Annotated in this window: 22 protein-coding genes; 13 read left to right on the plus strand and 9 right to left on the minus strand. The window is 71.3% G+C overall.

The window, feature by feature from the left end; translation table 11 throughout:
* The first annotated feature begins 361 nt into the window (after window positions 1–361).
* From murC to STSP_RS27255, 4 genes are all read left to right on the plus strand, one after another.
* A complete protein-coding gene (murC, locus tag STSP_RS27240; RefSeq protein ID WP_067283343.1) occupies window positions 362–1,765 on the plus strand; it encodes a UDP-N-acetylmuramate--L-alanine ligase in 1,404 nt (467 codons plus the stop codon).
* A gap of 23 nt (window positions 1,766–1,788) precedes the next feature.
* Entirely contained in the window at window positions 1,789–2,196 is a 408-nt protein-coding gene (gene msrB, locus STSP_RS27245) for a peptide-methionine (R)-S-oxide reductase MsrB (protein ID WP_067283422.1), read from the plus strand.
* 581 nt (window positions 2,197–2,777) lie between these two features.
* Complete coding sequence (locus tag STSP_RS39300; protein WP_157902908.1) at window positions 2,778–2,936, plus strand: hypothetical protein; 159 nt, start codon at window positions 2,778–2,780, stop codon at window positions 2,934–2,936.
* A 554-nt stretch (window positions 2,937–3,490) separates the two neighbouring features.
* Window positions 3,491–4,258 carry a glycoside hydrolase family 12 protein gene (locus STSP_RS27255; RefSeq protein ID WP_067283347.1) on the plus strand — a complete coding sequence of 256 codons (768 nt, stop codon included), beginning with the start codon at window positions 3,491–3,493 and terminating at the stop codon, window positions 4,256–4,258.
* Here STSP_RS27255 and STSP_RS27260 read toward each other — a convergent pair.
* On the minus strand, window positions 4,247–4,885 hold the full coding sequence (locus tag STSP_RS27260; RefSeq protein WP_157902909.1) for a transposase: 639 nt from the start codon (window positions 4,883–4,885) through the stop codon (window positions 4,247–4,249). The two genes, STSP_RS27255 and STSP_RS27260, sit on opposite strands and share 12 nt — an antisense overlap.
* 685 nt (window positions 4,886–5,570) lie before the next feature.
* Between STSP_RS27260 and STSP_RS39305 the strand changes: the two genes are divergently transcribed.
* From STSP_RS39305 to STSP_RS27270, 3 genes are all read left to right on the plus strand, one after another.
* Window positions 5,571–5,708, plus strand: coding sequence for a hypothetical protein (locus tag STSP_RS39305; RefSeq protein ID WP_157902910.1), 138 nt, complete (start codon window positions 5,571–5,573; stop codon window positions 5,706–5,708).
* Between the two features lie 15 nt (window positions 5,709–5,723).
* Window positions 5,724–5,951, plus strand: coding sequence for a hypothetical protein (locus tag STSP_RS27265; RefSeq protein WP_067283350.1), 228 nt, complete (start codon window positions 5,724–5,726; stop codon window positions 5,949–5,951).
* A gap of 347 nt (window positions 5,952–6,298) precedes the next feature.
* Window positions 6,299–8,110 carry a S8 family peptidase gene (locus STSP_RS27270; protein WP_067283352.1) on the plus strand — a complete coding sequence of 604 codons (1,812 nt, stop codon included), beginning with the start codon at window positions 6,299–6,301 and terminating at the stop codon, window positions 8,108–8,110.
* A gap of 96 nt (window positions 8,111–8,206) precedes the next feature.
* Here STSP_RS27270 and STSP_RS27275 read toward each other — a convergent pair whose 3' ends face one another.
* From STSP_RS27275 to STSP_RS27285, 3 genes are all read right to left on the minus strand, one after another.
* Window positions 8,207–8,737, minus strand: coding sequence for a hypothetical protein (locus STSP_RS27275; protein ID WP_198547444.1), 531 nt, complete (start codon window positions 8,735–8,737; stop codon window positions 8,207–8,209).
* 122 nt (window positions 8,738–8,859) lie between these two features.
* A complete protein-coding gene (locus STSP_RS27280) occupies window positions 8,860–10,239 on the minus strand; it encodes a serine/threonine-protein kinase (protein WP_067283354.1) in 1,380 nt (459 codons plus the stop codon).
* A gap of 224 nt (window positions 10,240–10,463) precedes the next feature.
* A complete protein-coding gene (locus tag STSP_RS27285) occupies window positions 10,464–11,114 on the minus strand; it encodes a hypothetical protein (RefSeq protein ID WP_232789815.1) in 651 nt (216 codons plus the stop codon).
* Window positions 11,115–11,375: 261 nt separating this feature from the next.
* Between STSP_RS27285 and STSP_RS27290 the strand changes: the two genes are divergently transcribed.
* On the plus strand, window positions 11,376–12,206 hold the full coding sequence (locus tag STSP_RS27290) for a putative protein N(5)-glutamine methyltransferase (RefSeq protein WP_067283355.1): 831 nt from the start codon (window positions 11,376–11,378) through the stop codon (window positions 12,204–12,206).
* Between the two features lie 9 nt (window positions 12,207–12,215).
* On the opposite strand, the gene STSP_RS27295 is transcribed toward STSP_RS27290, so the two are convergent.
* The 3 genes from STSP_RS27295 to STSP_RS27305 all read right to left on the minus strand — a co-directional run bounded on the left by STSP_RS27295 (window position 12,216) and on the right by STSP_RS27305 (window position 14,954).
* Window positions 12,216–12,965 (minus strand): MBL fold metallo-hydrolase, encoded by a 750-nt coding sequence (locus STSP_RS27295; protein WP_067283357.1) that lies wholly within the window; start codon window positions 12,963–12,965, stop codon window positions 12,216–12,218.
* Window positions 12,966–13,123: 158 nt separating this feature from the next.
* Window positions 13,124–14,464, minus strand: coding sequence for a cation:proton antiporter (locus STSP_RS27300; RefSeq protein ID WP_067283358.1), 1,341 nt, complete (start codon window positions 14,462–14,464; stop codon window positions 13,124–13,126).
* A gap of 4 nt (window positions 14,465–14,468) precedes the next feature.
* Window positions 14,469–14,954 (minus strand): cation:proton antiporter regulatory subunit, encoded by a 486-nt coding sequence (locus tag STSP_RS27305; protein WP_067283360.1) that lies wholly within the window; start codon window positions 14,952–14,954, stop codon window positions 14,469–14,471.
* A 386-nt stretch (window positions 14,955–15,340) separates the two neighbouring features.
* On the opposite strand from STSP_RS27305, the gene STSP_RS27310 reads away from it, so the two are divergent.
* The 4 genes from STSP_RS27310 to STSP_RS27325 all read left to right on the plus strand — a co-directional run bounded on the left by STSP_RS27310 (window position 15,341) and on the right by STSP_RS27325 (window position 18,975).
* Window positions 15,341–15,856, plus strand: coding sequence for a PDZ domain-containing protein (locus STSP_RS27310; protein ID WP_408646367.1), 516 nt, complete (start codon window positions 15,341–15,343; stop codon window positions 15,854–15,856).
* 64 nt (window positions 15,857–15,920) lie between these two features.
* Window positions 15,921–16,547 carry a LysE family translocator gene (locus tag STSP_RS27315; RefSeq protein ID WP_067283364.1) on the plus strand — a complete coding sequence of 209 codons (627 nt, stop codon included), beginning with the start codon at window positions 15,921–15,923 and terminating at the stop codon, window positions 16,545–16,547.
* 230 nt (window positions 16,548–16,777) lie between these two features.
* Window positions 16,778–17,902, plus strand: coding sequence for an aminopeptidase P family protein (locus tag STSP_RS27320; RefSeq protein ID WP_067283366.1), 1,125 nt, complete (start codon window positions 16,778–16,780; stop codon window positions 17,900–17,902).
* Window positions 17,903–18,027: 125 nt separating this feature from the next.
* Window positions 18,028–18,975: an aminoglycoside phosphotransferase family protein gene (locus STSP_RS27325; RefSeq protein WP_067283367.1), complete on the plus strand. Its 948-nt coding sequence runs from the start codon at window positions 18,028–18,030 to the stop codon at window positions 18,973–18,975.
* Window positions 18,976–18,999: 24 nt separating this feature from the next.
* On the opposite strand, the gene treZ is transcribed toward STSP_RS27325, so the two are convergent.
* Window positions 19,000–20,781 carry a malto-oligosyltrehalose trehalohydrolase gene (treZ, locus tag STSP_RS27330; protein ID WP_067283369.1) on the minus strand — a complete coding sequence of 594 codons (1,782 nt, stop codon included), beginning with the start codon at window positions 20,779–20,781 and terminating at the stop codon, window positions 19,000–19,002.
* Between the two features lie 194 nt (window positions 20,782–20,975).
* Here treZ and STSP_RS27335 point away from each other — a divergent pair, with 194 nt between their 5' ends.
* Window positions 20,976–21,527 (plus strand): DUF1707 and FHA domain-containing protein, encoded by a 552-nt coding sequence (locus STSP_RS27335; protein ID WP_067283372.1) that lies wholly within the window; start codon window positions 20,976–20,978, stop codon window positions 21,525–21,527.
* A 62-nt stretch (window positions 21,528–21,589) separates the two neighbouring features.
* Here STSP_RS27335 and STSP_RS27340 read toward each other — a convergent pair whose 3' ends face one another.
* A complete protein-coding gene (locus STSP_RS27340) occupies window positions 21,590–22,840 on the minus strand; it encodes a M14 family zinc carboxypeptidase (protein ID WP_067283373.1) in 1,251 nt (416 codons plus the stop codon).
* Window positions 22,841–23,197 lie beyond the last annotated feature (357 nt).

A 23,197-nucleotide genomic window follows, 5' to 3' on the forward strand; every position in this document is an offset into this window, starting at 1 on the left:
GTTGCGCCAGCCGCTGCGGGCGCACATCCCGCCACGTCCCCTTCGGCACGCGGGCGACGATCGGCTGGGGGCCGGTACCACCTGTGGGCAGCCGCGCCGCCGCTACCGTTGTGGGCAATCGTTCCGCAGGGCGGAACGGGTGGGCACAACCCACGACGGCGGGCGCCCTGGTCCAGTACCTGCACGCTGGTACCCGAACCCCCGGCGGGGGTGGGCGCAGCCCACGACGGCCGGGGCGCTGCCCGCCCCCCGCAAGGCATAGGCTGGGGACCCGCTCCGGCGATGTCCCGCCGGAAGCGGCGGCCCCAGCCGTATACCTTGCCCACCCACCCGTACCACTCGTCACCTGGGAGACACGCGCATGGCACCCGGCCTTCCCACCGCCATGGACCGACCGCACTTCATCGGCATCGGCGGCGCCGGAATGTCAGGGATCGCGAAGATCCTCACCCAGCGCGGCGCCAAGGTCGCGGGCAGTGACGCGAAGGAGTCCGCGACCGCGGACGCACTGCGCGCGCTCGGCGCCACCGTGCACATCGGCCACGACGCGGCGCACCTCGCGGACGACGCCACCTGCGTCGTCGTCTCGTCCGCGATCCGCGCCGACAACCCCGAGCTGGTCCGCGCCGCCGAGCTCGGCATCCCGGTCGTCCACCGCTCGGACGCCCTGGCCTCGCTGATGGACGGCCTGCGTCCGATCGCGGTCGCCGGTACGCACGGCAAGACCACGACGACATCGATGCTGGCGGTGTCCCTCACCTCCCTCGGGCTGAACCCGTCGTACGCGATCGGCGGCGACCTGGACGCGCCCGGCTCGAACGCGCAGCACGGCACCGGCGAGATCTTCGTGGCCGAGGCGGACGAGAGCGACCGCAGCTTCCACACGTACGCCCCCGAGGTCGCGATCGTGCTCAACGTGGAGCTCGACCACCACGCCAACTACGCGTCCATGGACGAGATCTACGAGTCCTTCGAGACGTTCGCCGGGAAGATCGTCCCCGGCGGGACGCTGGTGATCTCGGCGGACCACGAGGGCGCGCGCGAGCTGACGCGGCGGATCGGGGACCGCGTCCGGGTGGTGACCTACGGCGAGTCCGACGACGCCGACGTCCGCGTCCTCTCCGTCGTCGCCCAGGGCCTGAAGAGCGAGGTCACGGTCCTGCTCGACGGTGCCGAGCTGACCTTCACGGTGTCCGTGCCCGGCCGCCACTACGCGCACAACGCCGTCGCCGCCCTGGCCGCGGGCGTGGCGCTCGGCATCCCGGCGGCCGACCTCGCCCCCGCACTCGCCTCGTACACCGGCGTGAAGCGCCGCCTCCAGCTCAAGGGCGAATCGGCGGGCGTGCAGGTCATCGACTCCTACGCCCACCACCCGACCGAGATGACCGCCGACCTCGAGGCGATGCGTGCCGCTGCGGGGGACTCCCGGATCCTGGTCCTCTTCCAGCCCCACCTCTTCTCGCGTACGCAGGAGCTGGGCACGGAGATGGGTGAGGCGCTGGCCCTCGCCGACGCCTCCGTGGTCCTCGACATCTACCCGGCCCGCGAGGACCCGATCCCGGGCGTCACCAGCGCCCTGATCATCGACGCGGCGCGGGCGGCAGGCGCGGACGTCCAGGCCGTGCACGACAAGGCCGCGGCGCCGGCGGTCGTCGCGGGAATGGCCAAGCCCGGTGATCTTGTTCTCACGATGGGCGCGGGCGACGTGACGGAGCTCGGCCCGTACATCTTGGAAAAACTGCGTCTGGACCACCTGTCGAAGTAGCCGTGAGTGAGGGGCTGAGCTTCATGTCGTACGACGTCGAAAAGCCGGACGAGCAGTGGCGGGCGGAGCTGACCCCGGCGGAGTACGCGGTGCTGCGCCAGGCCGGCACGGAGCCAGCCTTCACGGGCGAGTACACGAACACCAAGTCGAAGGGCGTCTACTCGTGCCGCGCCTGCGGCGCCGAGCTCTTCACCTCCGACACGAAGTTCGAGTCGCACTGCGGCTGGCCGTCCTTCTACGACCCGAAGGACACCGACGCGGTCGAACTCATCGAGGACCGGTCCCACGGAATGGTGCGCACGGAGGTACGGTGCTCCCGCTGCGGCTCCCATCTCGGGCACGTCTTCGAGGGCGAGGGGTATCCGACGCCGACGGACCAGCGGTACTGCATCAACAGCATCTCCCTGCGTCTGACCCCCGACGAGGGTTGAGATCTCGTCATTTTGAGTTCATCTATTGCGGGTTCGGGCAATCGTGCCGCATAGCCCGTGTTGTGGAATCCGTAGAACTACGTAATCGGGCCACGTAACCGAGTCGCGTAATCCACGGCGAGGCGCTGGCCTCGCTGTTCATGAAGCCGATCACGCCTGGGCGACTGCGGGCGGCGAAGACCTGGGCCGAATGCGCACGAGTGGAGCATGCGGTCCCGGCGGAAACCCGGTCCTTGTTCGGCATCAGCCTCAGCAGCATCGACGGGGACGCGGTCACGTCCATCTTCGAGTTCTTCTGGCCTTATGCCCTGAAGGGCGGGGCTGGCGTGATATCTACTCATAGCTTTTCGGCAGGCTGGGCGAGCGGGGCCGTCACCCCGCCCAGGGCACCAACTGCTCAGTGAGCGAGGGACGTAAACCGGCTCTTCGAAGTTGAGCGGTGCGCTGATCCTGAGAGGCTGACCGGCTGTCACGTTGGTGAGTGTCAGGGGTGGTGGGGGCGGCCCTGGTAGCAGGACGCCCGTGGTCGTGAGTGATCATTTCTGTTCTCGACGCAGAACGATCGTTCAGGAACCACGGGCTTGGACAACGATACCGATGCGACGGTGCTGCTTGACCTGGACGGCCTGGTCGTTGAGCGGGTGAAGCGGTTGGGGGCCCGGCGGGTGCACCTGATCACCGCCGACGACCAGGCGCGGGCCTGCCCCGGCACCTTCCGCCACATCCACCAGGGCCATTAGCGGTTTCGTGAAGGCCAGGTGGCGGGCGGGGCCGAATGCTATTCGAAGCGATTCGACAATGATGTCCGCAGGTGAAAGAAATGTGTCTTCTCCTGTGCAGAGCCTTGCTGTTCATAGGGTCCCATCATTACTGTCCCCGCAGACGCAAGCGCTTCGACACTTGGCACCTGTGTCTGGCAAGCCCGTTGGTTGGAAGCAAGGGGACCGAGCACCGTTCCCGCAGTTCTTGAGCGCGCCACCTCGACGACACGAGCCACCCACCATCGCGAGCAGCACCGCATGCGAACGGAGCGAAGGTGTCAACACGTCAGCTGATCGACCGTCTGGGCCGCCTCGCTTTCGGCGGGGACTCCAACTGTGAGCAGGGGAAGGAACCACTTCGCCGAGGGCCGGCCATCAAGCCGATCAGTCGGCCAACTGCGCAAGTACCTCGGACGGAGCTGAGTCGCGCCGTCCCGAGCCCGGACTCGCCGGCGAGCGACACCTCGCGGCGCCAGAGTCCGCCACCAGACCGGGGGATCCGGAACAACGCACCGCCGTCCTTGGAGGGACACATGAGATGGCAAGCCCGTAGTTCCATCAGCAGCAAGTCGGCCGGGTTCGGTCGGCTGGCCCTGATCGTCGCCCTGATCGCCGGGTTCCTGAGCTTCGCGTCTCCGGCGCAGGCCCAGGTGTACTCCACCTGCGACCGGTGGGGTCAGTACACCCAGGGCACCTGGACGATCTACAACAACATCTGGGGCGACAACCACGGCACGCAGTGCCTGACCGTCGACAGCATCAAATCCTGGTACGTCGATGCCAACCACTCCGGCGGCGGGATCAAGTCCTACCCGAACACCTCGGTCCGGCCCCAGACGCCGCTGTCGCAGTTGAACTCGGCGGGCTTCTGGTACAACACGTCGTCGGCTCCCGTCGGCGGCAGTGACCACTGGAACTGGACGAGCGACATCTGGTCGACCGGCAACCAGGACGAGATCATGGTCTTCACCAGCTGGTCCGGGGGGACGGCAGGCGGCTGGGGAAGGCAGATCGCGTCCAACGTGACCATCGGCGGCGTCCTGTACGCGTCTGTCTGGCAGGCCGATCCCGGCTGGAACGTCCTGCAGCTCATCCCCGCCCAGCAGAGCAACACCGGCACCATCGACGCCTCGGCGGTCTGGCGTTGGGCCGCGTCGCGGAACCTCCTGCGCAACACCACCTTCGACACGATGCAGTTCGGCCTCGAGATCACCTCGACCAGCGGTGTGCAGAAGCGGTACTCGCTGAACGCCTACAGCGCCTGGTGGAGCAACACCTCCGGCGGCGGATCAAGCATCTAGCCGCAATACGCGCGACTCGACGGTGCACTCCGTCCGCGCATAGAGACGAACGCCGGAGCGATTCCGAAACGCATACCTTTCCGCCGGGCCTCGAACGACAAATTCCGGCGGGAAGGTTTGCGAAGGCTTCGAATTCAGGCGGGGTGGAGGTGGCCTCGGGCTCGGGCTCAGCGGGTGGGTGACGCAGCGTGTGCGTAGGCGTTGGTTGGTGGGGTTGCGGAAGTCGTGGACGGCTCGCGCGGCGAGCTTGATCATGCGGTTGATGCCTTCGCTCTTGGCGTTGCTGTGGCCGGTGGCGACGAACGCTTTGATCTCGGGCCACCAGCGGTCGATGGTGCGGACTTCGGGGATGTCGCCGTCGGCGCACCAGGTGAGGAACCTCCAGCGCAGGTGGCCGGCTCGGTGCCGGTCGGTGGTGCGGGCGTGTGCGAGCAGGTCACGCAGCTTCTCCCTGGCGATCCACGCGGTCAGCAGCGTCATGCCGATGCCGCCGGTGCCGATGGGCTGGTTCCACATCGTGCCGAACTGGGTGTCGGTGAGGTCTTCGCGGTTGGGCAGCAGGCGGCGCCGGGCCTTCCATTCCGGGTCGCCGGTCCGTCCGCGCCGGCCGCGCAGCGCGGCACCCACCTCGCCACACTCGCCGCGGTACTCGACGAGCCGGTGCCGCCACCGCAGCAGGCGGGTCCGCTGACCCAGGTCCTCAGCGAACTCCTCGTACCGGACCCGCGCGCGGCCGGACGCCGCCCGGCTGGACGCGCTGCTCGCCGAAGCGGTCGGCGGGGCGGACGTCGGCACGGGCCGTCCGGCTGCCGCCACGGCGCCACCGCACGCGCCGTTCGCGTCGGCTCCCGAGCCCCCTCGGCGGAAGAGCCCGGCGCGGGACCAGTCGCACGATGGGGGGACTGACAGGCCGCACAGTGTGCCCGATGTCCCCCAAGCCCCCGATGCGCCCGCCGTCCGGCCGGGAGCCGGGACGTCCCGCGGCACCACTCGGCGGGGACCGCTGATCGCGGCGGTCGCCGTGGTCGCCACGGCACTGACCGCCGCGGCCTCGGGCATGGCCCTGACGTCGTCCGCTGACGTCACGGACCAATCGGCGGCAGAGACCGGACACACCGCGACGGTGACCGCGACCGTCGCCGGACCGACGGCGAGCGGAAGCCCGGGCAAGAGCTCCACCCCGAGCCCTGGCTCGAAAGACTCCGCAGGCCTGGCTCCAAAGCCACGGGGAGCCCCGGCTCCAAGGATCCGGCCGACCCCGCACGGCACCAACCCGCCGGCCTCGAGCCCCGCTTCGACGCCGAAGCCGGGCATGGGCGGAGGCACGGCGTCTCCCGCCCCGATCGACCCGGAGGACTTCGCCGACGGGTGGATCGCGAAGCTGGACACGATCTGGGCAGAGTCTGGCACGGCGACCCGGGACCAGCGCCTGGCGGCCGTACGCACATAGATACCCGAGGCCGAGGTGCTGGGCAGCGACGACTTCGCCTCATTGGGGGCGGGTTACTGGGTGATCTACGTGCCCCGGTCGTTCAGCAGTGGCACCGAGGCGGTCAACCACTGCGTGGCGCGCGGCCGCACCACGAAGGAGACGTGCACGGGCCGCTATCTGAGCCATGACTCGGCGGACTCCCCGCTGACGTGTGAGCCGGACGGGGAAGGCGGGGTCACCGGCCGCTGTACGCGCTCCTGACGAACGCCGTACGCGGTCCGCACCGTCCCGGGGTGTGCCGATCGGTACCGAGCGTGCCGGTGCAAGCACGACTTGGGCTGACGAAACGGCATGTATCCCATCGACTCTTCTGGATGCCGAGGGACTTCCCGCCGCTCCCCTCGCAGGATCGAGGGTTTCCCCTGTATCCCGCACCCCCGCGCTCTGTCTATCGTTCGGTCACAGCTGACCCACAGGTAACCCCTTGACGGTCGCTCGCGCCAGGCCGGCCTTCGCGCCCTGCTCGATTGGACCCCCCTCCGCTTCGACAACGAGGCGAATCGATCGTCGCTCCGTGCTGCCCGGAGCCGGCCACGAAAGGCAATCCCTTGCGTACTCCACGTACTTCGCGTGCCGCGAGACGGAAGCTGATATCCGTCGCCGCGATCTCCGCGACCCTGCTGTCCGGCACCGCCACCGCCGTCGCCCTGGCGGGCCCGGCCGCCGCCGGGACGCCCTCCGCCGAGGCCGCAGCCCCGGCCGCCTCGACCGCGGCTCCGGCCGAGCGGCTGATCGTCGGCTACAAGTCGACCGCCGCCGAGGCCAAGTCGAACTCCGCCGCGTCCGCCGACGCCGAGGCCAAGGGCCGCGAGGCCGGCGAGGACCTGGACTTCCAGCGCCGTCTCGGCACCGGGGCCGCCCTCGTCGACCTGGGCGACAGGCTCAGCAAGGCCGAGGTGGCCGACGTCATCGCCGAGTACGAGGCGGACCCGCAGGTCGCGTACGTCGTCCCGGACCGGCTCAACAAGCCGCTGGCGGACCCGAACGACACCGAGTACAGCAAGCAGTGGGACCTGTTCGAGGCCACCGCGGGCATGCGCGTGCCGGGCGCCTGGGACATCGCCACCGGCAGCGGCGTCACCGTCGCCGTCATCGACACCGGCTACGTCACCCACTCCGACCTGGCCGCCAACATCGTCGCCGGCTACGACTTCATCTCCGACACGGCCGTCTCCGTCGACGGCAACGGGCGCGACAGCAACCCGGCCGACCCGGGCGACTGGTACGCGGCGAACGAGTGCGGCGCGGGTGTCCCCGCCAGCGACTCCTCCTGGCACGGCACGCACGTCGCGGGCACCATCGCCGCCGTCACCAACAACAGCAAGGGCGTTGCGGGCATCGCGTACAACGCGAAGATCTCCCCGCTGCGCGTCCTCGGCAAGTGCGGCGGCTACGACTCCGACATCATCGACGCCATCACCTGGGCCTCGGGCGGTACGGTCTCGGGCGTCCCGGCCAACACCAACGTTGCCAAGGTCATCAACATGAGCCTGGGCGGCAGCGGTTCCTGCACCTCCGCGACCCAGAGCGCCATCAACGCCGCCGTCAACCGCGGCACCACGGTCGTCGTCGCGGCGGGCAACAGCAACGCCAACGCGGCCAACTACTCCCCGGCGAGCTGCAACAACGTCATCAGCGTCGCCGCCACCAACCGCAGCGGCTCCAAGGCCTCGTACTCCAACTACGGCTCGGTCGTCGACATCGCGGCCCCCGGCGGCCAGACCAGCACCGGCACCGCGAACGGCATCCTGTCCACGCTCAACAGCGGCGCGCAGGGCCCGTCCACCGAGAGCTACGAGTACTACCAGGGCACCAGCATGGCCGCCCCGCACATCGCGGGCCTCGCCGCGCTGATGAAGTCCGCCAACTCTTCGCTGACCCCGGCCCAGATCGAGTCGGCGATCAAGAGCAACGCCCGTGCCCTGCCCGGCACCTGCACGGGCGGCTGCGGCGCCGGTCTCGCGGACGCGACGAAGACGGTCCAGGCGGTGAGCGGCTCGGGCGGCACCGGCGGCACCACCTACACGAGCACCGCGGCCGTCTCCATCCCGGATGCCGGCTCGGCGGTCGAGTCCCCGATCACCGTCAGCGGGCGTACCGGCAACGCCCCCTCGGCCCTGCAGGTCGGCGTGGACATCACCCACACCTACCGCGGTGACCTCGTGATCGACCTAGTCGCGCCCGACGGCTCGACGTACCGCCTGAAGTCCTCCAGCAGCTCGGACTCCGCGGACAACGTCAGTACCACCTACACCGTCAACGCCTCCAGCGAGACCGCCAACGGCACGTGGAAGCTCCGCGTCCAGGACGTGGCGGCCCAGGACACGGGCACGATCAACAGCTGGAAGCTGACCTTCTGATCGCTGCCTCGACCGTCAACCGCATCGGGGGAGGGCCGGCCGGCGCGAACGTGCGCAGGCCGGCCCTGTCCCGTGGCGCATCGCCACGCCGGACGGCTATTTGATGAGCGCGTTGGCGATCACGACGATCACGCCGAGCAGCGCGTCGACGCAGGCGACCACCAGGGAGGAACGCCATGTCCGTCCCGCGGCGCGCATCGTGAACAGGCCCCAGCCGAAGAGCAGCAGGATGTTGAACCCGAAGGCGACGTACTCGATGCCTTTGGACCCCCACCAGCCCTCAGCCGCGCCGAAGAGCATCAGCACCGTCGGCAGCGCGGCCACCACCAGGGGCCACTCGTCCGCGAGTACGCGCAACGCGGTCCGGGCGCTGAGACGAGCCGCCTGCTCACCGCGCCGCGCGATGATGTGCGCGTAGCCGTGGGCCAGGGCCGAGGCGCACGCGGTGAACAGCACCCAAGCGGAGTCGTACAGGCGGTCGGCACGGGACGTCTCTCCGTACTCGGTCAGCGCGGCGGCCAGGGTACTTGCCAGCACCGCCCCGTACACACCACCGAACACCACGTTGGGCTGCGCGAGCAGCCCGCGCAGACGCCGGCCGGAGAGACGGAGGGTGCTGTCGTGCATGGCGGTGGTCCTCCGACGTCGCGGGCGGGGCTGTCCGTACGGGTTGGTGGGAACCATCCCCGCTGGTCGGACCGCCGGATCCCGCCGAACGGGTCACGGACCCGCGACGCTCGAGTGCCGCCTCAGTCGTCCTCTTCGTCCTCGTCCCTGTGGTGCCCCTTCTGCTTCTCGTCCTGCTTCTCGTCCTTGACCTCCGCCATGGTCGGCGCGGCGGTGGCGACCGGCGAGGCGGAATCCGGCACCTGCCCGCCGACCGATTCCGTAGCCGCAGGGCTGCCGGTGGCCGCCGAGGTGGGAGCCGCGGAGCTCGTACCGGCGTCCGTCGTGGCCCCCGGGTCGGCCGTCGGCTGCTCGCCGGAGCTGCTGTCGGGCGCGAACCAGGCCATGCCGATCAGCAGCGATGCGACGAAGAGTGCGACGCCCGCGACAAGGCCCGTGACGGTCGGCCGTCGCCGTGCCAGGGCACGCAGACCACTGCCGCTCCCAGCCGCGGGACGCTGCCGGGCATGGGTCGACCGGCCCTCCGCCATCGCCTTGAGGGCATGGGAGGTACCCCCGGTGGTCGGCGGACCGTACGAGACGGTGTGCCCGGCCCCGGCGGGCCCGGCATCGGAACGAGACGCATGGGAGCGCGCTGCTCCGGACGTCGCCGCCGACGCCGTGTAGGCCTCTGTGTGCGACGGCACCGCCCCGGACGTGGGCGCCGTGTGCGTGGGCGTCGCCGCAGGCAGTGGCTCGGGCCGCCCGCGCCATGCGTCCGCCCGGAACCAGTCCGCGACCTGCTGCGCCGACGGCCGGTCCTCGGGCTGCTTGGCGAGCAGACCCAGCAGATAGTTCTCGAAGGCGGGCGGCACGGCGACCCCCAGCTCCCGTGGCGGCACGGGCGGGGTGTCGACGTGCTGGTAGAGCAGGGCGGTGGCGGTGTCCGCCGCGAACGGGGGCTGCCCGGCGAGCAGTTGGTACAGGACGCAGCCCAGCGAGTACACGTCGGAGGGCGGGCCCGCCTGCTTCCCGAGGGCGCGCTCGGGGGCGAGATAGAGGCCGGTGCCCACGATCTGCCCGGTGCTGGTGAGCGCGGCCGCCGGATCGTCGAGGAAGCGGGCGATGCCGAAGTCGCCCAGTTTGACCGTGCCGTCGGCGGCGAGCAGCAGATTGCCCGGCTTGATGTCCCGGTGCACCACGCCCTCGCGGTGCGCCGCGGCCAGCCCCGCCGCGGCCCCCGCGGCGATGGCAGCGACCCGCTCGGGTGCGAGGCGGGCCCCGCCCGAGGTCTCCTGCGCGAGGCTGCCGCCCTCGACGAGCTCCATGACGAGGTAGAAACGCCCGTCCCAGGCGCCGAAGTCGAAGACGCCCACCACGTGCGGATGGCTCAGCCGTGCCGAGGTCTGCGCCTCCAGCCGGAAGCGGGCGGTGGCCGACGGGTCCGACTCCTGGCCGAGCAGCAGCTTCACGGCGACGTCCCGGCCGAGCACCTCGTCGGTGGCACGCCACACCTCGCCCATGCCGCCCCGGCCGATGGGGGAGTGCAACCGGTATCGATCAGCCACCAGCACTTGCGCACCCACCTCGTTCCGGACAGCAGCCAACTCGACGGCCACGGAACGCACTTCACCCACGGACGTGGGAGTTGGGGGAGCCGCAGCCGCCTCAGCTTACCGGCGGCTCACACGGCTCCCGCACGCCACCACCCCCACGCCACCACGCCTCATCACGCCGTACACCCGAGTCATCCCGTCGTGCCGGACTCGCCCTCCGCCGGTCCAGCCTCCTGGCCCCTCGAACGTCCCTCCTCCGGACCGTCCGCCCGGCCCTTCGAACCTTCCTCCTCCGGACCGGAATCCCCGCGGCCGCGCGGCTGCGCGTCCGGACCCTGGGCGCGCACGCGCTGGACGTGTTCCAGGGACTCGCGCAGCTCCGTCAGCCAGTCGTCCGTGTGCTGCTGGACCAGGCGTACGCACCAGGCGAGCGCCTCACTGCGGCTGCGGGCCACGCCGCCCGCGATCAGGGTGTCGAGGACCTGGCGCTCGGGCTGCCGCAGCCGGGTCATCACCGGCGCGGCGACATGGGTGAACAGAGCCCGCTCACCTCCGCACTCCACGCCCCACGAGACCTTCCGGCGGAAGCGGTGCTCGGCCTCGCGGGCCACGGCGACGCGGTCCTCGCGGGTGCGTTCACGGAACTCCTGGATACGGCCCTGGACGGCCGCTTCCCGCTCGGCGTCCGAGGCGTCCTCGGCGAGCCGGGGTTCGGGGATGCGTCCGATGACGGTGATCTCCTCGCGGTCCACTGTCACGTCCAGCAGGCTCTCGAAGAGATCGTCCGGCAGGCGGCCGGCGAACCAGCCGCGTAGCTTCTCACGCTGGTCGGCTGTAATCATGTAATTAACGTTACGCCGATGCACGTGAAGCGCAAGAGCCGTTCACAAGGGCAAGGGCCGTTCAAAAGGGGTTGCCCCCGTGGGTTCCTGCTCGGGTACTGTGTGCCGTCTCCAGCACCGGAGATCCGCAGCACCAGAGGACGACCGAGGGGGTGAGACCCATTACCGCTGCAGCAGGCTGGGCGCTCTCATCTCGTGTTCGTACGGTCGATCAGGCATAGGCGAGCGCGAGAGCGCCCTTCGGCTTCTCGAAAGGCTCTCATGTCGGCTTCGCCGTCCCTTCCTCCCTTCTCCGCTTCCGTGCCCCTCACCTCCTTCTCCGCCGTCGTCGCCAGGCTCCGCGCCGCGGGCTGCGTCTTCGCCGAGGAGGAGGCGCAGGTGCTCGTCTCCGCAGCGCGCACACCCGACGATCTCTCCGACATGGTGGACCGGCGCGCCGCCGGACTTCCCCTCGAACACGTCGTCGGCTGGGCCGAGTTCCATGGCCTGCGGATCGCCGTCGACCCCGGCGTCTTCGTGCCCCGCCGCCGTACCGAGTTCCTGGTACGGCAGGCAGCCGCCCGGGTTCGTCCAGGCGCCGTCGTCGTCGATCTGGGCTGCGGCTCGGGGGCGCTGGGCGCCGCTGTGGCCGCGTCCCAGCCGGGGGTCGAGCTGCACGCGGCGGACATCGACCCTGCCGCGGTGCGGTGTGCCCGCCGCAATCTCGCCGCGGTGGGCGGCCGGGTCTACGAGGGCGATCTGTACGAGCCGCTGCCCGCCGACCTGCGGGGCCGCATCGACGTCCTGCTCGCCAACATGCCGTACGTCCCCACGGACGACATCGACCTGCTGCCCTCTGAGGCCCGTGTCCATGAGGCGAGGGTGGCGCTCGACGGGGGCGCCGACGGACTCGACGTCCTGCGGCGCGTGGCTGGGCAAGCGGCTGAGTGGCTGGCGCCGGGCGGTCATCTGCTCGTCGAGACGACCGAGCGCCAGGCACCGGCGGCCTGCGAGGCGTTCGCCCTGGGCGGGCTGACCCCGCAGGTCGTCGCGTCCGAGGAGCTCTACGCCACCGTCGTCATCGGAACCACGCCCGAGTACCCCGACAACTAGCCCACGTGCTCACGTAGCGAGCTCCCGTGCGCGGCGCGCCGCCTCGGCCACCGGACCGTGGTGCACCGGCCCGTGGCCCGGCAGCAGGACGTCGGCCGCGAGGGGCTCCATGACCTCGAGCGCCGCGAGGGCGCGTCGGCGGTCGGTGTCGAACATGGCGGGCAGCAGCTGGGGCCCACGCGCGCGTGCCGTGGGATGCGCGCTGACGAGGGCGTCTCCGGAGATCAGAATGCCGGCGTCCGGGAGGTGGTACGCGCAGTGGCCCGCCGTGTGGCCGGGGGTGTGCACGGGGACCGGGCGGCCCGGCAGATCGAGCGGACCCTGCGTGGGAAACGGCCGTGGGTCGGTGACGGGGACCTTGGCGGTGCCGCCTGAGCGCAGTGCGTGCACCGCCCAGGGCAGCACGCCGGGCCGCCACGCGTTCAGCAGGACCCGGCCGACCGAGATCCGGTGCAGGAACTCGCGGCGGGCGTGCGGTGCTTCGGCCTCGTGCAGGAGGACGGGCGTGCCGAAGGTGCGGCTCAGGTACTCCGCCGAACCGATGTGGTCGTTGTGCGCATGCGTGATGAGCACGGCCGTCACCGCCTCGGGCGCGTGGCCGAGTGCCGCGAGCGACTCGAGCAGCTGCGCGCGGTCTCCCGGGTACCCGGTGTCCACCAGGGTGACGGCGTCGCCCTCGGTCAGGACGATCCAGTTCGTGTGGGAGCCGTGGACCAGATGCACGCCGGTGGCGACCTGGACGAGGGCGTCTTCGCGCATGACCATCCCGAGCGTCGAACTGTTACAGGATTTACGGTAGTTGATGTCTGCGCAGCTCGGAGCGCCCACGGGAGCCGGGACTTCAGCCTCCGCCGCGCTGTGACGTGGCCTCCGGGACTGCTGCGGGGAGTGATACTTGAGTAATGCCGCAGGTCACGTCACGGACGGCCAAGGGCCGCCTCGTCGCTGTCGCTGTCTTCGGGCGCGAGCGAGTCGTCCGCGGCCGGAGGATGAGCCGAGGCTGAAGCCGAAACCGGGGCCGACTCCAACTCCGACTCCGGCGCCGACGCGGGTGCGGGCACCTCCGTCGACCGGGCGGTCCGCCCGCGCCCGTCCGTCGTGCGGCGCCGCGCCGCCAGCGCCATGGCCACCGGCTCGGTGAACCGTGCGGTGAGCGGACCCAGTACGACGAGGATCAGTACGTACGCGGTGGCCAGCGGGCCGAGCGAGGGCTCGATCCCGGCGCTGACAGCCAGGCCCGCGATGACGATGGAGAACTCGCCGCGCGCGACGAGCGCACCGCCCGCCCGCCAGCGGCCCTTGGCGGAGATCCCGGCCCGCCGGGCCGCCCAGTAACCGGTGGCGATCTTCGTCAGCGCGGTGACGACGGCCAGTGCGAGGGCCGGGAGCAGGACCGGGGGAATGCTGGCGGGGTCGGTGTGCAGCCCGAAGAAGACGAAGAACACCGCGGCGAACAGGTCCCGCAGCGGGCTGAGCAGCGTGTGCGCGCCGTCGGCGACCTCCCCGGACAGCGCGATGCCCACGAGGAACGCGCCCACCGCCGCGGAGACCTGGAGCTGCTGTGCGATGCCCGCGACCAGCAGGGTGAGGCCCAGCACGACCAGCAGCAGCTTCTCGGGGTCGTCGCTGGAGACGAACCGCGAGATGTGCCGGCCGTAGCGGACGGCGATCATGAGCACGAGCCCGGCCACACCCAGCGCGATGGCGAGCGTGGCACCCCCCGCGGCCCAGCCCGCACCGGCCAGCAGTGCGGTGATGATCGGCAGATACACGGCCATGGCCAGGTCCTCGAGGACCAGGATGCTCAGGATGACGGGCGTCTCGCGGTTGCCGAGCCGGCCGAGATCGCCGAGGACCTTGGCGATGACGCCCGACGACGAGATCCAGGTGACGCCGGCGAGGACGACGGCGGCCACCGGGCCCCAGCCGAGCAGCAGGGCGGCGGCGGCGCCGGGCAGCGCGTTGAGGGCGCAGTCGACGAGACCGGCCGGGTACTGCGTCTTGAGATTGCTGACCAGATCGCTCGCCGTGTACTCCAGGCCCAGCATGAGCAACAGCAGGATGACGCCGATCTCGGCGCCGATGGCGACGAACTCCTCGCTCGCGCCGAGGGGCAGCAGCCCGCCCTCCCCGAACGCGAGTCCGGCCAGCAGATAGAGCGGGATCGGCGAGAACCGGAAACGAGCGGCGAACCGTCCGAGCAGCCCTAGCCCGAGGATGATCGCGCCGAACTCGATGAGAAAGACAGCGGAGTGCACGCGATCACTCCCGTCCGAGGATGTCCGCGGCCGCCTCGACGCCCTCGCGGGTGCCGATGACGATCAGCGTGTCGCCGCCCGCCAGCCGGAAGTCCGGGGCGGGCGAGGGGATGGCCTCCGCGCGCCGCAGCACCGCCACGATCGAGGCGCCCGTCTCGGTACGCATCCGGGTGTCGCCGAGCAGCCGCCCGTTCCAGTACGAGGTGGGGGACAGTTCGATGCGTTCGGCCACGAGCCCCAGATCGGTGGTGTGGAGGAGGCTCGGACTGTGATGCGCCGGCATGAGCGCGTCGATCAGGGATGCCGATTCTCCGGCGGTCAGCTTGAACGAGAGCGCACAGGCGTCGGGGTCGTCGGACCGGTAGGCGCTGAGCGTGCGGGCCCCGTCACGGTGCGCGATCACCGACAGGCGGTTGTGTTCGCGGGTGGTGAGGTCGTAGCGGATGCCGATGCCGGGCAGTGGTGTCTGACGCAGGCGTGGTGCGGGCACGGTGTTCTCCCCTGTCTGGTACGGCGGACCCCCTCCGGGGCGCTTGACCGAGTCTTTTGTATCTTGACCAAGTCTTTGTATTCGCCATCTTTTTTACTCGATCGTGTTGCGCCATGGCTCAGCGGGGTCCGTTCACCCTTGTCATCTGCGGCTTTCTGCTTGTCACCCGTTCGTGGATCTTGGCGTGGGAGGCCGCCGGGTAGAGCACGTGCCGGAGGCGAGCCATGGAACAGAGTGCGTTGACGGAACAGACGGTGTCGGACCCTGGCGGGGAACGCCAGCCCGGCGTGGACCGCCAGACCGGCGGGGATCGGCAGTGCGGAGGGGGCCGGAAGGCCGGTGCGGGCCGCCGTCCGCATGCCGCCCGGCGGCGGGGGCGGCGCCTGGTGAGTCTGTTGTTCGGGCTGTTCTTCGGGACCGTTCTGGTGCTCTCCGGGGTGGGCCTCGGCACCGTGAGCGCCGCCGTCATCGGCATGACGAAGATGGCCGAGCTGCAGAAACCGCCGTTGACCCCGCACGCGGACGGTGCCGAGCCCTCCGCCGGTCGTTCGGCCGGTGCTTTCGCCGGTGGAGGCCCCGCGTCCGCCCCTGAGCCGAGCCTGACCGCCGCCGTGCCCGTTCCCGCCGGGGCAGCACGCTCGACCCTCGGAGTCGAGGCCGTCGACGCTCCCGAGGGCGGCGGCGCGATGCTCGTCGGTGTACACGTCCCAGGACCCGGCCAGGCAGCGGGTCTCGTACGCGGGGACGTACTGACCGCGTTCGGCGGGACCCGCATCGACTCGGCCGCCGACCTCGCGTCGGCCGTCGCCGCCGCACAGCCCGGAAAGGCCGTCACCCTCACCGTCCGGCGCGCCGACGGCGACCGGCGGGAGCTGTCGGCGACACCGGGCGTCGTCACGTGAACGCGTCGTCACGTGAGCGGAAAACCATTGGTCCGGCAGCTGCGGTGGGCACCACGATGGGCCCATGCTGAGCACCCTTCTCGCCTTTCTCGGCGCCTGTACGCTGATCGCCGCCTCGCCGGGCCCGAGCACCGTGCTGATCATCAAGCAGTCGCTGCAGAGCAGGCGGTCGGGATTCCTCACCGTGCTCGGCAACGAGACCGGGGTGTTCATCTGGGGCGTCGTCGCGGCGTTCGGGCTGACCGCGCTGCTGGCCGCGTCCCAGATCGCGTACGACGTCATGCGGATCGTGGGCGCCGTCGTCCTGGTCGTCTTCGGCGTCCAGACGCTGTGGCACGCGCGCCGCCACAAGGGAGCCGGCGCCGCGGACGACGGGTGGCACGGCACACAGAAGTCCGGCCGGGCCTCCTACCGGGACGGACTGCTGCTCAACCTCGCCAATCCCAAGTGCGCGATCTTCGCGATGTCGTTCCTGCCGCAGTTCGTGCCGAAGGGCGCCCCTCATCTGCCCACCATGGTCGGCCTCGCGGCGCTGTGGGCCGTTTATGAAGTCGGCTGGTACGGCGTGTACGTGTGGTTCGTGGGCCGGATGAAGCAGGTCCTCTCGCGTACGGGAGTCCGGCGCCGGCTGGAGCAGGTCTCGGGCGGAGTGCTCGTGCTCCTCGGGATTCGGCTCGGACTCGAGAGCTGACGCATATGAACTGGTGGGCTCGACCGGCCGCACCCGGCCGCTCCCGGCCACCCCGGAAGCCGCGCGTGCCCGCTCGCGCGGACCCAGGTGGGCGGGCAGGATGCTGCCCGTAGACCCGTAGACCCGTAGACCCGTAGACCCGTAGAGGGTTAGAGCTGTAGATCCGCGAACCCTCGAAGAACCCGTAGGCCCGTTTTAGACGCGTGAGCCATTGAGGCCTGGAGGTCCTGATGTCCGGCACGCCCGCGCCCTTCACCGCCGACGACTACAAGACCCGTATGGAACGCGCCGCACAGGCGGCGGCGGATGCGGGCCTCGCCGGCCTGCTCGTCGCGCCCGGCCCCGATCTCGTGTGGCTCACCGGCTACCGGCCGCCCGCGACGACCGAGCGGCTCACCCTGCTGGTGCTCGCCGCCGGGCAGGACCCCGTTCTCGTCGTACCGACGCTCGAGGCGCCGGACGCGGCCGAGGCGGCGGGCGCACCCGCGCTGACCCTGCACGACTGGACCGACGGCAAGGACCCCTACGCGGCGACCGCCCCCTTCCTCGACGCCTCCGGCCGGTTCGGCATCAGCGACAACACCTGGGCGCTGCATCTGCTCGGACTCCAGAAGGAGTTGCCGGGCACGTCCTACGTGTCGCTCACCGACGCCCTGCCGATGCTGCGCGCCGTGAAGGACGCTGCCGAACTCGAACGTCTCGCGGCTGCCGGTGCGGCCGCCGACCTGACGTACGAGGAGATCAAGAGAGTCCAGTTCGAGGGCCGCCGGGAGGCGGACGTCGCTGCGGATCTCGCGCATCTGCTGCGGCAGTGCGGGCACGAGCAGGTCGACTTCACCGTCGTCGGCTCGGGACCCAACGGCGCCAATCCGCACCACGAGGCGGGCGACCGCGTCATCGCACACGGCGACATGGTCGTCCTGGACTTCGGCGGCCTGATGCACGGCTACGGTTCGGACACCTCCCGTACCGTGCACGTCGGAGAGCCGAGCGCCGAGGAGCAGCGCGTCCACGACGTGGTCCGCGGTGCCCAGGAGGAGGCCGTCAAGGCCGTGCGGCCGGGTATCGCCTGCCAGGAGGTCGACCGGATCGCCCGCGCGTACATCACCGAGGCCGGATACGGCGAGTTCTTCATCCACCGCACCGGTCACGGCATCGGCGTCACCACGCATGAACCGCCCTACATGATCGAGGGCGAACAGCAGACGCTGGTGCCGGGGATGTGCTTCTCGGTGGAGCCCGGCGTCTATCTGCCTGGCCGCTTCGGGGTGCGTATCGAGGACATCGTGACCGTCACGGAGGACGGCGGGCGACGGCTCAACAACACGGCACGGGAGATGGCGATCGTGCATTAGGGACCGATCGTGCACTAGGCGGCCGACTGCGGGGAGGCGCGGCCGTGCGGGACGGGTGCCGGTCGGACATCGTGGAACCGGGTAACCGGCGATCGTGGAGATCGTGGACTGGGAGCGACGCGAGGATGCACCGGCCACCGACAGCAGACACCGTTCGGGGACTCGTCCGCACCGCCCTCGGCGACGCGGCGGGGGTCGGCGACGGCCTCGACGTGCGCCCCGTCGAGGAGGGCGGCGAGCATCTCTCCTGGTGGATCGGCACGCGGCATGTGCTGCGGCTCGCCCCCGACCCGGCCGCCTCCGCCCGGCAGCGGCGCGAGGTCCGGCTCCGCGACCTCGTACGGCCCCACGTCGGCGTCCCGGTACCGGCCAGCTTCGCGGCCGGTGAGTGGGGGAACGGGCTCGCTTTCACGCTGGACACCCGGCTGCCGGGTGCCTCCGCGGAAGGACGTGCCGTCTCTCCTGCGGGCGAGGCGGACCTGGCGGGGCTCCTCTCCGGGCTCCGCGAGGTTCCCGTGCGCGCGGCCGCGGCCCTCGGCGTGCGGGTGACGGCGCCGCGGTCGCTGGAGAAGCTGCGGTCGCTGGCAGTCCGGGGCGCGGGGCGGCTCGCGGCGGACGGCGAGTTCGATCCCGGACGGCTCGACCGGCTGACCCCGCGCGCCATGCAGCAGCTTGCCCCGATGCCCGGCACGGGTGTCCTCGTCCACCACGGCCTCACCGGCGAGCACCTCAGGGTGACCGCGGACGGACGGGTGTGCGGCGTCCTGGACTGGGCCGACGCGGTCATCGGCGACCCGGCCGAGGACATCGCGGGCCTCGCCGTCGCCGTGGGCGCCCCCGCCGCGGTCCGGGCCGCGACCCTGGCCGGATACGAGGCCCGGGTGTGCCTGCGCGGTCTGTGGCTGGCCCGCTGCGACACCGTCATCCGCCTCGCGGGCCGACTCCACGGTTCCGGACTCCCGGACGAGGGCTCGCTGCCGGTGCTGCGCGCACAGCTGCGGCGCGCCTGGGAGGCGATCCTTCTGGAACGCCTTACGGATGTACCGGACCGGGCCCCTGACCAGGGCCCTTGACCAGGGCCGGGCTGGAAGCCGAGGTCAGCCCTGCACCAAGACCGCGCACGACTCGCCCGGCACGACCAGCGTGCCCTCCTCGTCCGGCGCCCCGACCGGCTCCCAGGAGGCCAGCACGCGCGCGTTGCTCGCGCTCAGCGGGATCGCGGCGGGCTCCTTGGAGAGGTTCACGGCGACCCGGACGTCGCCGCGCCGGAAGGCGAACCAGCGCGCCTGCTCGTCGTACGAGACCCGCACCGCCGCCAGGTCCGGGTCGGAGAGGTCCGGAAGGCCGTGCCGCAGGGCGATCAGCTCCCGGTACCAGGCGAGCACGCGCGCGTGGGGCTCGCGCTCGCGCTCCGACCAGTCGAGGCACGAGCGGTCCCGGGTCGCCGGGTCCTGGGGATCCGGGATGTCCTCCTCCGCCCAGCCGTGGGCTGCGAACTCCCTTCGCCGGCCCCGCCTGACCGCCTCCGCCAGGGCGGGATCGGTGTGGTCGGTGAAGAACTGCCAGGGCGTGCTCGCGGCCCACTCCTCGCCCATGAACAGCATCGGCGTGAACGGCCCGGCAATGGTGAGGACCGCCGCGCAGGCGAGCAGGCCGGGGGAGAGCGAGGCGGCGAGCCGGTCGCCCTGGGCGCGGTTGCCCACCTGGTCGTGGGTCTGCGAGTAGCCGAGGAGGCGATGCGCGGAGATGCGCGTGAGGTCGAGCGGGCGGCCGTGGCGGCGGCCGCGGAAGCTCGAATACGTACCGTCGTGGAAGAACCCGCCCGTCAGCGTCTTGGCGAGCGCGGCCAGCGGTGCCCGGGCGAAGTCCCCGTAGTAGCCCTGCGATTCGCCGGTGAGCGCGGTGTGCAGCGCGTGGTGGAAGTCGTCGTTCCACTGCGCGTGCAGTCCCAGGCCGCCCTCCGAGCGCGGTGTGATCAGGCGCGGATCGCAGAGGTCCGACTCGGCGATCAGGAACAGCGGCCGGCCCAGCTCGTCGGCGAGCCCGTCGACCTCGGTGGACAGCTCCTCGAGGAAGTGGAGCGCGCGCTTGTCGTGCAGCTCGTGCACCGCGTCGAGCCGCAGCCCGTCGATCCCGTAGTCGCGCAGCCAGGCCAGCGCACTGCCGATGAGATACGCCCGCACCTCGTCCGAACCGGAGCCGTCGAGGTTGACGGCGACGCCCCAGGGGGTGTGGTACGCGTCCGTGAAGTAGGGCCCGAACTGGGGCAGATGATTGCCGGACGGGCCTAGGTGGTTGTGCACGACGTCGAGCACGACACCCAGACCCTGGTCATGTGCTCTGTCGACAAAGCGTTTCAGCGCCTCAGGGCCTCCGTAGGGCTCGTGCACCGCCCACAGCGAGACACCCTCGTACCCCCAGCCGTGCCGCCCCGGGAACGGGCACAGAGGCATCAGCTCCACATGCGTGACGCCGAGCTCCGCCAGATGCCCCAGGCGGTCGGCGGCCGCGTCGAGCGTGCCCTCGCGCGTGTACGTCCCCACATGCAGCTCGTACAGCACCGCGTCCGGCAGACCGCGCCCGGTCCACTCCGTGCGCCAGGCGTACCGGCCGTGGTCCACCACGGCGCTGAGCCCGTCGGGGCCGTCCGGCTGGCGCCGCGAGCGCGGGTCGGGGAGCACCGGGCCGTGGTCGAGCGAGTAGCCGTAGCGCGCGCCGTCCTCCGCCTCCGCGTCGCTCGTCCACCACCCGGCGCGGTCCGGATCGCGTTCCATCGCACGCGTGGCGCCCTCCAGGTGGAGCGTCACACGGTCGGCCTGCGGTGCCCACACCTCGAACTGCTGCACGGACGGTATCCCCTCGTCTCCCGGCTGTGGCATCGGTGTCCATGGTGCTGCACGCGGGATCGATGCGCTTCTGAAATCGCCGTATGCCGCGCCGAGTCCTGTTTCACCGGACATGCGCGTTTGCCACATGCCGGTTGTCGTCCCTGGTCGGTGCGGGCGGGAGCTCAGGGCCGGGAAGTCCGGCGTTTCCTGGACACCCTGTCCGGTGCTGCTCGACAATCACGAGCGTGACGTCGTCTTTCGAGTTCCACACGTATCCCGCGCGGCTCTCCGACGCCGAACGCGACAGGGCACTGAAGGCGCTCAGGAACGGCGTGGCCCTGGGCCGGTTGTCGCACGACACGTTCGTACGCCGCATGGAACTCGTACTGGCCGCCCGCAGGCCCGACGAACTCGCGGTGCTCACCGCCGATCTGCACACCGAAGGCCGCTGGTCGCGCTGGGTGTTCGGCGCGGTCGGCGCCGTCTCGGGCTTCACGGTGCGGCTGCGCAGGGCCTGGCAGGCCGAGCGTCTGCCGAAGCTGCTGCTGCCGGCGCCGAACAACCCCTACCCGCTGCGCATCGGCCGGGACCCGGCGAACGGCCTGCGGCTCAGCCACGAGACGGTGTCCCGGGTGCATGCCGAACTCAGCCGGCAGGGCGGCACCTGGGTGCTGCGGGACCTGGGCTCGACCAACGGCACGTCCGTGAACGGACGGCGCGTGACCGGCGCGGTCGTCGTCCGGGATGGCGACCAAGTGAGCTTCGGCCAGATGTCGTTCCGTCTGTCGGCCGGCTGAGCCCGCCGGGTCGGTCGACGCGGGCGGTCAGCCACGATGTCGGTCAGCCGCGGCGCGTACGGTCAGCCGGTGACCGCGAGTGCCTGCCGCATCGCCTCGACCACCGTGCGGGACTGGTGCTCGACCTGGTGGTCCATCGGCACCCAGCGGGCCCGGAACCGTTCCGTGAAGGCGGCACACCAGTGCGCCACCAGCTCGTCGAGCCGCGCCGCCGCCTGGTCTTCGCGCTCTCGCAGAACCCGGAGCAGCATCGCGGCGGCGCGCAGCGGCAGCCGGCGGCCGAACGCGTCGATGCTGCTGATGTACGCCCGCGTGGCGCCCGGAGGCGGCGGCCGGCCCCAGTCGTCGGCGAGCCCGGGAACCAGCTCCAGCGCCCATCTGGCGGCCCGCAGCAGGGGCCCTTCGGCCCCGGCCAGGCGCGGCGCCGCGTCCTCGAGGATCTCCTCCACCAGAAGCGTGTCCCGGCGCAGCCGCCGGGACAGCTGCCGCATGGCCTCGGCGGGCGCCGGATGCGGCGCCGGGTCGCCGACCAGGTCGCTCGCCCACATCGGCACCTCGACGATCGCCGTCAGCCCGCCGTACCGGTGGGCGTGGTGCCAGGTGCTGTGCCGTGCGTCGTCGGGCAGGCTCGGGAAGGCCGCGTCCGACTCCGCGGCCGGCATCACATGGACCCCGGGTCCCGAGGCCGGCCAGCCCGCGGCGTCGGACGCCCCCGTCTCGACCGGAATGTGCAACTCCGCCGCCGACTTGGCGAACGGCTCGGCGAGCCCGGGAACGTCCTTCGTCAGCTGCACCCAGGTGCCGCCCAGATCCGTGCCGTGCAGCGACACCTGGAGGTAGGGCCGCAGCTCGTCGATGACGCCGGTGAGGGCCAGCGTCTCGGGCGGCAGCCGGTCGGGAGGCAGCACGGACGGCGACCATTCGGGCTGCTCGGGGCCAGCGGGGCGGAAGAAGCCCCGGTGGTAGTCCAGCAGCGAGCGGGGCGCAGGAGTGCGGTGGAGGCTCGCGCCGTCCGGATCGGCGCACAGCAGGAAGTGCCAGGAGACGTCGGCGCGCAAGGCCCGGTCGTGCAGGGCCTGTTCGGCGAGGTACAGCAGTGTCGACCCGCCCGTCGGCTCGTTGGCATGGGCACCCGCGACGACCAGGACCGCGCGCGACGACCGGCCGACGGACAGCAGGTGCAGCGGTCTTCCCGCGCGTGAGGTGCCGATCTGCCGCAGCACACACAGATCAGGCCGGTGAGCGGACAACTCCCCGGCGGCCCAGGTGAGTTCCGTCACGCTGGGATAGCGCTCGTCTATCGGGTGGGTCACCGCTCCTCCTCGCCGAGCAGCCACGGGCGTAAGGACGTGCGCTCGGCGCGCGTCCGGAGCCGTGCTGGACACGCTGGTGGCCGGTTCGGTACCGCAGGGGCGGATGGGGCGGACTGCCGCCGCCCTTCTGCGCCCGGCCCCCGTGGGGCCGGTCCGGAACCGGCATACCGGCTGATCGGGCCCTACGAGGGCGTCTGCCGCTCACGCACCCCGGCTCCTCCCGCTGGCCTAGCCGAACAATCGCCGGACGGAGGGAACACACGCCCCCATCCGCCGGTCGCTGCGCCCCCGTTGTGCGCACCCGCAGTACCCCACGCTGTGAAGCCGCTGTCAATAAGGCGCAACAACAGGCACCAA

The organism is Streptomyces jeddahensis (genome assembly GCF_001642995.1).
Taxonomy (GTDB): Bacteria; Actinomycetota; Actinomycetes; order Streptomycetales; family Streptomycetaceae; genus Streptomyces; species Streptomyces jeddahensis.